The following is a 13,041-nucleotide window of genomic DNA, read 5'->3' on the forward strand; positions in this document are numbered from 1 at the left end:
GTTCGCAGCGCAAATTCTAGCAATGGATCCGCAGCCCGCCACGACTGTCCGTCCTGCCCAAACGGAGCAATCACTCAAAAACTGTGAAATCGCCCCCACTGATTAGGCGATCTTGAGCGAGCCGTTCGACTCAGCCCAAGTAAAACGCTAGGATGCGGCGACCCGAGGCAACGCAGATTGTCCGGCGACACCCCGTTAGTCTTTAACCGCCAGGCTCACGCAATGCGCGAAACCGATCGGCATTCGAACTGCCCATCAACTGATGGCACGAGTGCGACGCTCTAGCACGTTGACTCGCGAGACTTGACGACTAAAGTCTAAAGGTTGAAAACCCTCTGTAATGTTTTATTGCATGGCGCCGTAAAGAGCGACTTCAGAGCATCATCCAACGAGGAGAAATAAGAAATGCTCAAGACCCCCATCGCCCGGGGCGTGGCCCTCGCCACTCTGGGAGCAACACTGGCTATCCCAACCATGGCCCAAGCCGCCTTCATCGAAGACACCAAGGCTGGCCTGGAACTGCGTAACTTCTACTACAACTCTGACAATCGCACCAACGCCTCTACTGCACAGTCGAAGCAAGAGGAATGGGCTCAAGGTTTCATTCTGCGCGTTGAGTCCGGTTTTACCGAAGGCACGGTCGGATTTGGTGTTGATGCACTAGGCTTGCTCGGCGTCAAGCTGGATTCGAGTGGCGATCGCGTGGGCACCGGCCTTCTCCCAGGCGATTTCGCCACCGGCAGTGAAGCACCGGATGACTATTCCTCTCTTCACGCCACCGCGAAGATGAAAATCTCCAAGACTATTTTGAAGGTCGGCGCGATAGAGCCAAAAAACATGGCTATCGCCAGGAGTGACTCACGCCTCCTGCCGCAAACCTTCGAAGGTGCGCAGCTGATTTCGAAAGAAATCGATGGACTGACTCTAGACGTGGGTTACCTCACCGAGCAGAACAACCGTAACTCCTCCAATTACGAAGACATCACCTACGCAGGCAAAGGCGGCGTGGCGGCTGGCGAACCGGAGGACTTCAAGTTCGCAGGCGCCACCTACACGCTCATGAAGAATCTGACAGGTGCGTATTACTACAGCAACCTGGAAGAGGCGTATAAGCAGCATTCGTTCAACTTGATCCATGTGCTGCCAATCAGTGATAACCAGTCGCTGAAGACAGACCTTCGGTATGCGCGCTCGACCGACGATGGCTCTTCCACAGTTGATAACAAAGCTCTAGGAGCCATGGTCACTTACTCCGTAAGCGGCCACAGCTTTGGACTTGGTTATCAAAAAATGAGCGGAGATACAGGCTTCGCTTATGCCGGGGCCAGCACCGATCCTTACCTTGTCAACTATGTCATGCTTAGCGCCGACTTTGCCAACGCCGACGAGAAGTCCTGGCAAGCGCGTTATGACTACAACTTCGCCGCCATGGGCATTCCTGGCCTGACCTTCATGACTCGCTATGTTACTGGCGACGACTTCGGTCCTGGTGGTAATAGCAAAGAGTGGGAACGTAACACAGACATTGGTTACGTTTTCCAAGAAGGTGCACTGAAGAACCTTGGCGTGAAATGGCGTAATGGTACGTATCGCAGCAGCAACAACAGCGATCGTGACATCGATCAGAACCGCCTGATCGTCAGCTACACCATCCCGCTGATGTAATAGCGGCTACTGCATTCGCTGCTGTAGATAAGAAAACCCGCTTCGGCGGGTTTTCTTTTTTGCCCCTGCCGTTCGGCCTAAACCAAACGATTAAGCGCTGCCCACACCGCTCAACGAAGCGGGGAACCTTTGCCAAGACGCAACGCTCGAAACTTGAGGTAACGGGGCCTTCCGCCCCTAGATTCAAGAGGAGCTGCGCATGTCTACCGAGTCCACTTTCGGCACCAGCGATAACACCCCGATTCCTGAAGGTCCCGCTGGGAGCACCCGCCCCCTGATCGATACATCCGCCCATCGTCGCAACCTGCAGGCCGCCCAGAATGCGCTGATCGAGGAGTTTCATACACTCATCGGTGATACCGAACGCCTCCTTAAACACACGCAGGAATCTGCAGGCGGGCAGACCGAAGAGCTGCGTAACAAGATCAACGCAAACATCGCCAAGGCGCGTGAGATGCTCAAAGAGCGCGAGGGCTCCATGCGCGAGCAGGGCCAGGCTGCGATCCAGTGCACCGAGGAATATGTTCACACCCATCCCTGGCAATCGATCGGCATCGCTGCGGGCGTCGGATTTCTGCTCGGTCTGATCACACGTCGCTGATGGGAGTGCCGCCAATGGATGCGAAGCCTGGCACCGAAGCTCCCAAGCCATCGCTCAAGAAGCTGGGCGGCGCGTTTGTCGGCCTGTTGCAAGGTCATCTGGAGCTGATCGGCATCGAGGTCCAGGAGGAGAAAGCTCGCACGTTCCGGTTGTTTCTTCTCGCGGGAATCAGTCTGATTTTCGGCCTTCTGATTCTCGTCGGGCTCTCCGCGGCGATCGTAATCGCCTTCTGGGAAACCCATCGAATGGCAGCGATTCTCACGCTGTGTGCGGTTTATGCACTGGCGATGATTATCTGTATCAGCCGCGCGGTTTCGCTCGCTAAGCAATGTGCAGCGCCGTTCCAGGCGACACTTGAAGAGCTGGAACGCAATCGGGAGCGTTTACTGCCATGAGCCAGCCACTGAGCACTTCTAACGATCTGAACATGCGCAAGGATCTGGTACGCCTGCGCATGGAGATGCACCGCCAGCAGCTGCTTTATCATGCACAACCCTTGTCCCACCCTTTGCAGCAGGTGAGAAGCTTCATGACGTCTCGCCGCTCCGATGCCGAGACGTCATCTGGCAAGGGTCCGGTGATGATTGCGGCTACGGTTGCACTCGCGTTATTCGGCCGCCGTCTCGGAAAGGTCGGAAAACTGGCTCGTATCGCACTGACCCTCTACCCGTTGATCAAGGGCCAGCAGAAACTGCGCCAGAAACTGCATTGAGCGGCTTTCGCCCGCTCAATGCAGAACTCCCACAATCGCTACTCTGTAGCCTTACCCAGGGCCGGCCAGCCTGCGCTCCTGCGGCACCTTTCATGCGATAGTAGCGATCGGTCAATGGACGGTTATGGTAGTTTTGCACCAGCCCGCTGATGGCAATATGGAGATAGTCCTTGGACTGGCACACACTGCTTACCCGTGAACGACTCGGCAAGTCCGCCCATAGCAGCGACGAGCTGGGACGCAGCCCGTTTCACAAGGATCACGACCGAATCATTTTCTCGGGGGCGTTCCGCCGCCTCGGGCGCAAGACCCAGGTACACCCCGTTTCAAGCAACGACCATATCCATACACGCCTGACCCACTCGCTGGAGGTAAGCTGCGTCGGGCGGTCTCTCGGCATGCGTGTCGGCGAGGTGTTGCGCGATGAGCTGCCAGAATGGTGCAGCCCCGCCGATCTCGGGATGATCGTTCAATCCGCCTGCCTGGCCCACGACATAGGCAACCCACCGTTCGGTCACTCCGGTGAAGACGCCATTCGCTGCTGGTTCCAGCAGGCTGCCGGACGCGGCTGGCTTGACGAGATGACGGATTCGCAGCGAGCCGACTTCCTCAATTTCGAGGGCAACGCACAGGGCTTTCGCGTACTCACCCAGTTGGAATATCACCAGTTCGACGGTGGCACCCGCCTGACTTACGCCACCCTGGGCACCTACCTGAAGTACCCATGGACATCACGTCACGCCGAGGCGCTCGGCTACAAGAAGCACAAGTTCGGTTGCTATCAGAACGAGTTGTCACTGCTGGAACAGATCGCGCAGAAGCTAGACCTGCCCAAGGTTGCCGATCAACGCTGGGCTCGCCATCCCCTTGTTTATCTAATGGAGGCAGCCGACGACATCTGTTATGGGCTGATCGACCTGGAAGACGGCCTGGAGATGGAGCTGCTCGACTATGCCGAGGTGGAAGCCCTGCTGCTTGGGCTGGTGGGCGATGACATCCCAGAAACCTATCGCCAGCTGGGGCCACGCGATTCGCGACGGCGCAAGTTGGCGATTCTGCGCGGCAAGGCGATCGAGCACCTCACAAACGCCGCCGCCACCGCGTTCGTCGAGCAGCAGCACAACCTGCTGCGAGGCGAGCTTCATGGTGATCTGGTCGAGCACATGCACGGCCCGGCCAAGGCCTGCGTCGTGCAGGCAAAAGCAATGGCCCGTCAGAAGATATTCCAGGACAAGCGCAAGACGTTGCACGAGATCGGCGCCTACACAACGCTGGAAATCCTCCTCAACGCCTTCTGCGGTGCAGCACTGGAACAGCACCGCGGAGGCAATCCCTCTTTCAAGAATCAGCGCATTCTCGATCTGCTTGGCCGCAGCGCACCCGCGCCCGGCCTACCGCTGTATCAGTCATTCCTGCGCATGATCGATTTCATCGCCGGAATGACCGACAGTTACGCCACCGAAATGGCCGGCGAAATGACCGGCCGCTCCAGCCCGGTCTGACGTTCATGAAACGCCTGCTGCGACAGAGCCTCCATTGGCACCCCGGGCGCCCTGCCTGGGGCGCTGCGATGGTGGCCGGTTTCGGTTGCGCCTTACCGCTTCTACTAGGCTTGTTCAGCGGCCACCCTGGATTCCTCTGGGCGACAGTCGGGGCTTTCCAGGCGGCCAAGGCGAACCCCCTGCACCGCTTCGGCATGCTGCGCATGCTCCTGCTTATTGCACTGGGGGCCGGTAGCGCCGGCCTGGGCTACTGGTCCGCAACCCACCCGCTGATAAGCCTTGGACTGTTCGCCTTCTACGGGCTGCTCCTGGCCTGGCTTCAGCGCTTCGGCAGCGAGGCGGGCAAGCTGGGAATAGGCCTGGCGATCTGTCTGTGCCTTGGCCAGGGACAGCATGGCATTGCCGACTTCAACAACCCCTACGCAATTGCCTTTCTGTTCGCGCTTGGAGGGCTCTGGGTGACACTGCTGGCGTTCGGCCTGCGCGGCATGCATGGTCTTCGCATGTGGCCGTACATGCCGCGACTGCTGAGCATTCTGCGGGTGCTGCGCCGGCACGCTCGGCGAACGCCGATCCGGCAGTGGCGAGTGCACGCACTGACCTACATGCTGGCCGGCGCGCTGGGCGGTGTGATTGTGAATATGGCGCAGCTGCCGAGAGGCTACTGGCTGACGCTGGCGGTGTTCACAACGTTGCAGATGGACCTGGAACGCAGCCTGGTCCGTGCCCTGCAGGCCAGCCTCGGAATCCTGGCCGCCGCAGCCATCCTCATCTACATCGGTCATGGCCTGGCCGACCCACCGCTGATGGTGATGATCCTGCTGCCGCTGGTGGTACTCGGCAGGGCCTTCCAGGCGAATCACTACGGGCTGTTCGTACTGCAGACCACCCTGCTCTTCCTGCTGCTGGCGGAAACTCTGGCGCAGGACTGGAATCTGCCGCAGATACGCCTGGTCAATGCCAGCATCGGCGTAGGCGTAGCATTGTTCATCGCAGCGCTTATGCATCTGTTGCATCTGCTGCTGGCCAGGCGCTCACGAAGGAAAGCCCGGCTGGCAGCAGCGCAACGAACCGACGAGCAGACTACTTCTCGGTCCTGATCGGGTTTTCCGGATACCACACATCCATCAGCGGGCTGACGCTGTACTCGGCAAGCTCGCTGCGGCCTTTCAGCCAGGCATCCACCTTGGCGCGCTGCTCCTCGGTAACCGAGCCACGGCGCGCCAGGCAGACGAACCCGTAGTCTTCACCGCCGATATAGCCAAGGTCGTTGGCTTCCATCGCCTCGCTGATGAACGCTTCCAAGAAGTCATCCACGGCCTTGCTTTCGATACCGTCGCGATAGGTGAGATTGATCTCGAAGCCCAGCTCCTGGAACTCATCGACACAGAGTTTCTTACGCAGGCGGCGCGAACGATTGGTAGCCATTGGATCGATCCTTTTTTCTACGTGATGACGGCGCGCACTCTAACAGCAACCCAATGCCAAGGCGATGACCGAAGACCGGCTTCGCAACGGCTCGCCATCTTGTTTTGCAGTAATCCGTGTGACGCAGCTACGCTTATCGGATAGAGGCACAGCGCCTCTACGGGCCGGGCATAATGGCTCGCAATCGTTCCCTTGGTGCAGTGGGAAATCGCATGCCGAATCGAATCACCAGCAGCCCCCTGTGTGCGCTCAGAGGCGCTCGCAAATGAACAGAATCCTTCGTGGTATCTCCTTGGCCGTTCTGGCCTTGCCCATTGCGCTACCGATTCATGCGGCCGGCGTGAACCAGGCGCTGCCTGCCCGTGTAGAGCAGGCATTGAAGGCCAACAAGATCAACAGCGATGCGCTGTCGGTGGTCATGCTGCCGCTCACCGGCGACGCCGCACCGACGTACGTCAATGCGGACGTCTCGGTCAATCCGGCTTCGACGATGAAGCTGGTGACGACCTATGCTGCGCTCGAACTGCTCGGCCCCAACCACCAATGGAAAACCGAGTTCTATTCCGATGGTCCGCTAGTGGACGGCGTGCTTAACGGCAATCTTTATCTGAAAGGTGGCGGCGACCCAAAGCTGAACATGGAAAAGCTCTGGCTGCTGCTGCGCGATCTGCGCGCCAACGGCGTGAGCAAAGTCACTGGCGATCTGGTGCTGGATCGCAGCCACTTCGTCCAACCCGACCTGCCGGTATTCGACGATGACGGCGGTGACCAGAACAAGCCGTTCCTGGTCGGGCCGGATTCATTGCTGGTCAACCTCAAGGCCCTGCGCTTCATCGTCCGCAACGATGGCGGCAAGGTGAACGTGGCGGTCGAGCCGCCCATCGCCAGCGTACGCGTCGACAACCGCGTTAAGGCGCTGCCGGCGGCCAAGTGTCCAGGCTGGCCGGACGTGCTGTACAACCCGATAACCAACGGCGACGGCGTCACCGTGGTGGTCACCGGCAAGCTCGCCGCTGGCTGCAGCGCGCAGACCTATCTGTCCCTGTTGGATCACCAACGCTATGCCGCCGGCGCGGTACGCGCCATCTGGGGCGAACTGGGCGGCAGCATCCTCGGCACTGACCGTGTCGCCCAGGTACCAAGCAGTGCCCGCCTGCTAGCCAGAGCCTACTCGCCGGACCTCACCGAGATCATTCGTGACGTCAACAAGTACAGCAACAACACCATGGCCAAACAGCTGTTCCTGAGCCTTGGTGCGGCATTCCGCAACGAAGCGGATGCCGATGATGCGAAGGCGGCCCAGCGAGTAATCCGCCAGTGGCTGGCAAAGAAGGGACTGATCTCCCCACATCTGGTGATCGAGAACGGCTCCGGCCTTTCCCGTGCCGAGCGGGTCAGCGCGCGCGAGCTGGCGAGCCTGCTGCAGGCTGCCTGGCGCAGCCCCTACTCGGCCGAGTTCATCTCGTCGATGCCCCTGGCAGCAGTCGACGGCACCATGCGCAAGCGCCTGCGCAACACACCGGTCGCCGGCAAGGCACATGTGAAGACGGGCACACTGAACACGGTGCGCGCGATCGCGGGCTACAGCCGAGACGGCGACGGCAATGTCTGGGCTGTAGTGGCGATCCTCAACCACCCGCGCCCATGGGGTGCCTCATCGATTCTCGATCAGGTGCTGGTCAGCCTGTACAACCAGCGCGGCGAAAGCACCGCTCAGCGCTGATCGCTCCAGGCAGACCTGATCATCACCGTGCCTGGAGTTTCCAGGCGCGGTGGATGCGCGGATTACGGCGGAAGTCCTCATCCAGCGTTGAAGCGGTGATTTCCTCTACCGCGTAACGATCCGCCAAGCTTGCGTCCAGCACGAATTTGCGGAAGTTGTTGGAGAAGTACAGCGTCCCGCCGGTAGCAAGGCGCGCCATGGCCAGGTCGAGCAAGGCGACGTGGTCACGCTGCACGTCGAACACACCTTCCATGCGTTTGGAGTTCGAGAAGGTCGGCGGGTCGATGAAGATCAGGTCATATTCGCCGCGATCCGCTTCCAGCCAGGCCATCACGTCTCCCTGCTCCAGCCGCTGGCGGTCCGAGAAGCCATTGAGCGAAAGGTTGCGCCTCGCCCAATCCAGGTAGGTCTTGGACAAATCGACACTGGTGGTACTGCGCGCTCCGCCCTTGGCCGCGTGCACGGTCGCCGTAGCGGTATAGCAGAACAGGTTGAGAAAGCGCTTGCCGGCCGCTTCGCGCTGGATGCGCAGGCGCAGCGGGCGATGATCGAGGAACAGGCCGGTATCCAGGTAGTCGGTCAGGTTGACCAGCAGCTTGACGCCACCCTCGCTGACCTCGAGGAATTGACCCTGAGCGGCCTGGCGCTCGTACTGACGCGTGCCGGTCTGTCGCTCACGACGTTTGACCACGACCTTCTCACGCGCAATGCCCAGCGCCGGCGGAATGGCCGCCAGAGCATCCAGCAGGCGAGCCTGGGCCTTGTCCGGATCGATGGAGCGCGGCGGTGCATATTCCTGCACATGCACCCAATCGCGGTACAGGTCGACCGCGAGAGCGTATTCCGGCATATCGGCATCGTACAGCCGATAACATTCGATGCCCTCGCGGCGCGCCCATTTGCCGAGCTGACGCAGGTTCTTCTGCAAGCGGTTGGCAAACATCTGCCCGCCTTCGCTCAGTCGCGCCTGCTCCACCGGAGCCTGCTGAGGCTGTGACTCGGTGGATGTAGCGCGTTGACCGGTAACGAACTGGTCCAGCTCGACCTTGATCAGCAGCAGCTTGCACGGCAGCGCGCCGTTCCAGAATGCATACTGCTTGTGGCTGCGGATGCCCATGCGCTTGCCAAGGTCCGGGGCGGCCGTGAACACCGCGGCCTCCCAGCCGAGGCAAGCCTGGCGCAGGCGCTCGCCGAGGTTCTGATAGAGATAAAGAAGGCTCGCCTCGTCACCCAGCCGCTCGCCGTAGGGCGGGTTGCAGATAACAAGCCCCTTCTGGTTCTGGTCCGGGCGCGGCTCGAAAGTCCCGACGTCGCCCTGATAGATGCGGATCCAGTTCGACAGCCCGGCGCGCTCGATATTGTTGCGCCCAGGCTGGATCAGGCGTGGATCGGCTTCGTAGCCACGAATCCACAGCGGCGTTCTGGCCAGACCGGATTGTGCACGCGAGCGCGCCTCATCATGCAAGCGGTTCCATAGCGCCGGCACATGGCCAAGCCAGGCGCTGAATCCCCAGCGCTCGCGCTTGAGGTTCGGCGCGATATCGGCCGCCATCATCGCGCCCTCGACGAGAAAGGTACCCACGCCGCACATGGGATCGGTCAGCGCACCACCCGCAGCGGCGATACGCGGCCAGCCGGCACGGATGAGGATCGCCGCTGCCAGGTTTTCCTTCAGCGGGGCCGCGCCCTGCTGCAACCTGTAGCCACGCTGATGCAGGCTGTGCCCTGACAGATCCAGCGACAGGACCGCCTGTCCCTTGTCGAGCCGCAGGTGTACCCGCAGATCGGGATCGAGCTTATCGATCCTTGGGCGCTCGCCCGAGGCAGTACGCAGCCGATCGACGATCGCGTCCTTGACCTTCAGCGCACCGAAATGCGTGTTGTCGATGCCCGAGCCACGCCCACTGAACTCCACTGCGAGGCTGCCGGACGGCAACATGTGCTCCGCCCAATCGACTGCATGCACCCCCTGGTAGAGCGTTTCGGCATCCGTCGTCGAGAAGCGGCTCAGTACCAGCAGCACACGGTTTGCCAGACGCGACCACAGGCATAGGCGGTACGCCACGTCCAGCGCTCCGTAGCCGCGGACCGCTGCCGTCTGCTCACGGGGTTCTTCCAGGCCGAGCAGGGTGGCTTCCTCAAGTAGCAGGCCTTCGAGCCCCTTGGGGCAGGTCAGTATCAGTTCATGGCGATCGGTCATGGTGGTTCCAGAAAGAGTGCTTCGGACCGCCACGACCCTTTCGTCGGAACAAGCCCAGCAGGAATGAATTACAGATGATTCGAAAAATTGCCGGTGTGCATCGCGACCGCGCTCAGTACTGCAGGTTACGCACAACGGTCGGCCGGCTTATGGGTAGATCCACAGATTCGTTACCTACTTATGACAAAACGATCGTTCCAGCGTATCAAGCATTGGGTTAGAACTCGTCTTAGGCCGGCATCGCAACGATGCCGGCGAGGCGCGCCACGCCGGCAGCGCGCTTCAATTGGCAGTCTATCTGCCCGGTCTCGCCATGAGGCCACAGGAACACCAGTCAACCACTGAGGGCAATACCCAATGAGAAGACTCAAGCGTGATCCGATGGAACGAGCATTTCTGCGCGGTTATCAACATGGCATACATGGCAAATCTCGCGACCTCTGTCCTTTCTCCCATCCCCAAGTTCGCCAAGCCTGGATCAACGGCTGGCGGGAGGGTCGCGGCGACAACTGGGATGGTCTGACCGGCACGGCCGGTCTGCATAGACTCAACGAACTTCACGCGGTCGGCTGATTCACCGATCCACCCGACTTGATACGGCACGCCCTACCCGGGCGGCGGGCTAGAAGCCCAGGGGCTCCGACAGGAGCCCCTTCCCGGCAAATCAACGTGCCTGCGAGCGCAGGGCCGCAATGGCATCCACCGCCTCGCCGATCAGCGCCGGTCCCTTGTAGATGAACCCCGAGTAGAGCTGGACCAGACTGGCACCCGCCTCGATCTTCTCCGCCGCATGCCTGCCCTCGGTGATGCCACCCACGGCGATGATCGGCAAGCGCCCGCCGAGCGTCTGCGCCAGCACCCGAACGGTATGCGTGCTCTTGTCACGCACCGGCGCACCGGACAGCCCACCGGCCTCGTCCGCATGAGCCAAACCGGCAACCCCCTCCCGCCCCAGCGTTGTGTTGGTTGCGATGATCGCATCCATACCGGCCTGGAACACCGCCTCACCTACCAGCGCGATTTCCTCGTCGGTCATGTCAGGGGCGATCTTGATCGCCAGCGGTACGCGCTTGCCATGCATGAGCTCAAGGTCTTCGCGGCGCAGACGCAGCGCTTCGAGCAACTGCTTGAGCGAATCACCGAACTGCAGGCTGCGAAGGCCCGGTGTATTGGGCGAGCTGACATTGACCGTGACGTAGCTGGCGTGGTGATAGACCTTCTCCAGGCACAGCAGGTAATCGTCCTCGGCACGCTCGACCGGGGTGTCGAAATTCTTGCCGATGTTGATTCCCAGAACGCCCTTGAACCTGGCTGCCTCGACTCGTGCCAGCAAGGCATCGACCCCGTGGTTGTTGAATCCCATACGGTTGATGATCGCTTCGGCTTCCGGCAAGCGGAAAATCCGCGGTTTCGGGTTGCCAGGCTGCGGGCGCGGCGTCACAGTCCCGACTTCGATGAAACCGAACCCCAACTGCGACAAACCACGAATCGCTTCGCCGTTCTTGTCCAGTCCGGCCGCCAGCCCCACAGGATTCGGAAAATCCAGCCCCATGACTCGTACCGGCAGATTCGCCGGCGCTTTACTCAGCATTGCGTTGAGCCCCAGACGCCCACCAGCGCCGATCAGCTCGAGAGAAAGCTCATGGGACGTTTCCGGGGATAACTTGAACAACAGCCGGCGGGCCAGGTTATACATACGCAGCCTAAGGTCTCGGGAAATGTGGTGGCGGAGTATAGCAGCACGAGGACCGTCCAGCCGCTGCCGATAGCATCCGGATGCGCCGCAGCAAACCGAGACCTGCGAGCTATTTCAGACGCCTCAGGCCGAGCAGCTGCCCTTGTTCGGCGAACTCCAGCTCGAATGAACCAAATACGCCTTCATGGGTCAGAAACGGGCGCAGGTGATGCGCAGGCAAGCTGACTCGCGTGCCGTCGCGGCTTCGAATCAGGACTCGATTCGCATGGCCCTGATACACCGCCTTCATTCGCTCGGCGGACAGCGCGATATCCAGCACCAGGTTCGGCATGGAGGCTCCTTGATGTTCAATTCAGCGATAGTGCCACAACGCCCTTCCCTCTTTGGTCAGGTCCGTATGCAGCTCCACCGCCGCGGATCGAGCAAAGCCCGTGCGCAAATCGCACAGGTCTGCCACACTTCGGCCGTAGCCCTGAGAGCTCAAGCATCATGATGAGCCTGCCCGAGCCAATGCCTTCACTGACAACTCAAATTGCACGACTTGCGCAGCGCCTCGGGCTGCGCTCCAAGGCTGCGCATTCGGTACTGCAGCGCGCCAGCAACCTGCAGCTGCCGTTCAGCCGCCTCCCGGAACCCGAGCCCAGCATTTTCTGGACTGACGGCCCTTGCCTGCAACGTCTGCTGGAACTGCCGCGCGGCGCGCTCTCCGGTCCAGTGCAGGAAGACAAAGCCCGCGCCCATGCGGCACTGACCCGTCTGATCAGCAAGGACTGTTTCCGGCTGCAGCTCGATCTCCGTCAGATCGACGGCTTTGGCGGCCCGCAGAGCGGCGGTGCTAGCTTCGCGACATTCGAAGCCTTCGCCGCTACACCTGCCTGCCGACAGATTCGAATCATCAGCTACAAGGACTTCGTTCGCACCCTGGGGGCAGCGCTGCCCGGTTTCGACACCGGCGCCCCAATCGAAGTGCGCCAGGCCAGCTGGCTGGGCGAACGGCTGTACTGGGCTGGCGAGCACCACCTGGAAGCCTTCGCCTGCGCCGTGGCCTATGCGCGCCTGCGCGGCCTGGAAGTGATGCTGCCGGCGGACGTCACCGACTATCGCCTGGACCGCTCAGGCGTTCACGCGCTGGATGCGGACTACCACGCCGTGACCATGCCCGCCCAGGCCTGGAGCGATCGCGAGTTCATGGCCCTGCTTCTCGACAGCCAGGTGCCCTATGCGCGTCTGACCCTGCTACGCGATACCAGCAATTCGGAACTGCTTCTGCTGGAGAAGCGTGACCCTACGGCCAATGCCATCGGTGAAGGGCTCAAGCTGGCCGGAGCGCCGGACCTGATTCGCTACCTGCGAGACCTGCCGCAAATCACCCGCTTCAAGGTCGGTTTGCCCGCCCAGAACTGAACGCCGCGCAGCACCGGCGACCCTCATACCGAACCAACCGCAAAATACGGCGCACCGTCCCGGTCGGCCGGTGCGCCGTATGCACCGTATGCGCTCAAGCCTGGCTGGCC

13 protein-coding genes are annotated in these 13,041 nt (G+C 61.0%); 9 read left to right on the forward strand and 4 right to left on the reverse strand.

What is annotated here, in order from left to right; genetic code table 11:
• The first annotated feature begins 405 nt into the window (after positions 1-405).
• The 6 genes from NAO55_RS20385 (at position 406) to NAO55_RS20410 (ending at position 5,580) form a co-directional block, all read left to right on the forward strand.
• A complete protein-coding gene (locus NAO55_RS20385; RefSeq protein WP_102840351.1) occupies positions 406-1,665 on the forward strand; it encodes an OprD family porin in 1,260 nt (419 codons plus the stop codon).
• Between the two features lie 199 nt (positions 1,666-1,864).
• Positions 1,865-2,266, forward strand: a complete 402-nt coding sequence (locus tag NAO55_RS20390; protein ID WP_102840350.1) for an ElaB/YgaM/YqjD family protein — start codon at positions 1,865-1,867, stop codon at positions 2,264-2,266.
• A gap of 14 nt (positions 2,267-2,280) precedes the next feature.
• A complete protein-coding gene (locus NAO55_RS20395; RefSeq protein WP_102840349.1) occupies positions 2,281-2,661 on the forward strand; it encodes a phage holin family protein in 381 nt (126 codons plus the stop codon).
• Positions 2,658-2,978: a hypothetical protein gene (locus NAO55_RS20400; RefSeq protein WP_102840348.1), complete on the forward strand. Its 321-nt coding sequence runs from the start codon at positions 2,658-2,660 to the stop codon at positions 2,976-2,978. Before NAO55_RS20395 ends, NAO55_RS20400 begins: the two co-directional genes overlap by 4 nt.
• Before the next feature lie 170 nt (positions 2,979-3,148).
• On the forward strand, positions 3,149-4,480 hold the full coding sequence (locus NAO55_RS20405) for a deoxyguanosinetriphosphate triphosphohydrolase (RefSeq protein WP_102840347.1): 1,332 nt from the start codon (positions 3,149-3,151) through the stop codon (positions 4,478-4,480).
• 110 nt (positions 4,481-4,590) lie between these two features.
• Positions 4,591-5,580, forward strand: a complete 990-nt coding sequence (locus NAO55_RS20410) for an FUSC family protein (protein WP_369806275.1) — start codon at positions 4,591-4,593, stop codon at positions 5,578-5,580.
• Here the strand turns inward: NAO55_RS20410 and NAO55_RS20415 are convergent.
• Positions 5,564-5,908, reverse strand: a complete 345-nt coding sequence (locus tag NAO55_RS20415; protein WP_102840345.1) for a YggL 50S ribosome-binding family protein — start codon at positions 5,906-5,908, stop codon at positions 5,564-5,566. The two genes, NAO55_RS20410 and NAO55_RS20415, sit on opposite strands and share 17 nt — an antisense overlap.
• Before the next feature lie 265 nt (positions 5,909-6,173).
• Between NAO55_RS20415 and dacB the strand changes: the two genes are divergently transcribed.
• A complete protein-coding gene (gene dacB / locus NAO55_RS20420) occupies positions 6,174-7,631 on the forward strand; it encodes a D-alanyl-D-alanine carboxypeptidase/D-alanyl-D-alanine endopeptidase (protein ID WP_102840344.1) in 1,458 nt (485 codons plus the stop codon).
• Positions 7,632-7,653: 22 nt separating this feature from the next.
• On the opposite strand, the gene rlmKL is transcribed toward dacB, so the two are convergent.
• Entirely contained in the window at positions 7,654-9,831 is a 2,178-nt protein-coding gene (gene rlmKL, locus NAO55_RS20425; RefSeq protein ID WP_102840343.1) for a bifunctional 23S rRNA (guanine(2069)-N(7))-methyltransferase RlmK/23S rRNA (guanine(2445)-N(2))-methyltransferase RlmL, read from the reverse strand.
• Between the two features lie 357 nt (positions 9,832-10,188).
• Here rlmKL and rmf point away from each other — a divergent pair, with 357 nt between their 5' ends.
• The gene (rmf, locus tag NAO55_RS20430) at positions 10,189-10,404 is read left to right on the forward strand and encodes a ribosome modulation factor (protein WP_011913504.1); all 216 of its coding nucleotides are present in this window, start codon (positions 10,189-10,191) and stop codon (positions 10,402-10,404) included.
• A gap of 91 nt (positions 10,405-10,495) precedes the next feature.
• Here rmf and NAO55_RS20435 read toward each other — a convergent pair whose 3' ends face one another.
• Complete coding sequence (locus NAO55_RS20435) at positions 10,496-11,527, reverse strand: quinone-dependent dihydroorotate dehydrogenase (protein ID WP_063541031.1); 1,032 nt, start codon at positions 11,525-11,527, stop codon at positions 10,496-10,498.
• Between the two features lie 109 nt (positions 11,528-11,636).
• Positions 11,637-11,858 carry a DUF2835 domain-containing protein gene (locus tag NAO55_RS20440; RefSeq protein ID WP_063541030.1) on the reverse strand — a complete coding sequence of 74 codons (222 nt, stop codon included), beginning with the start codon at positions 11,856-11,858 and terminating at the stop codon, positions 11,637-11,639.
• 158 nt (positions 11,859-12,016) lie between these two features.
• On the opposite strand from NAO55_RS20440, the gene NAO55_RS20445 reads away from it, so the two are divergent.
• On the forward strand, positions 12,017-12,931 hold the full coding sequence (locus tag NAO55_RS20445) for a DUF6685 family protein (RefSeq protein ID WP_102840342.1): 915 nt from the start codon (positions 12,017-12,019) through the stop codon (positions 12,929-12,931).
• Positions 12,932-13,041: the final 110 nt, after the last annotated feature.

The sequence above is a fragment of the Stutzerimonas frequens genome (assembly GCF_024448335.1).
GTDB classification, from domain to species: Bacteria; Pseudomonadota; Gammaproteobacteria; order Pseudomonadales; family Pseudomonadaceae; genus Stutzerimonas; species Stutzerimonas frequens.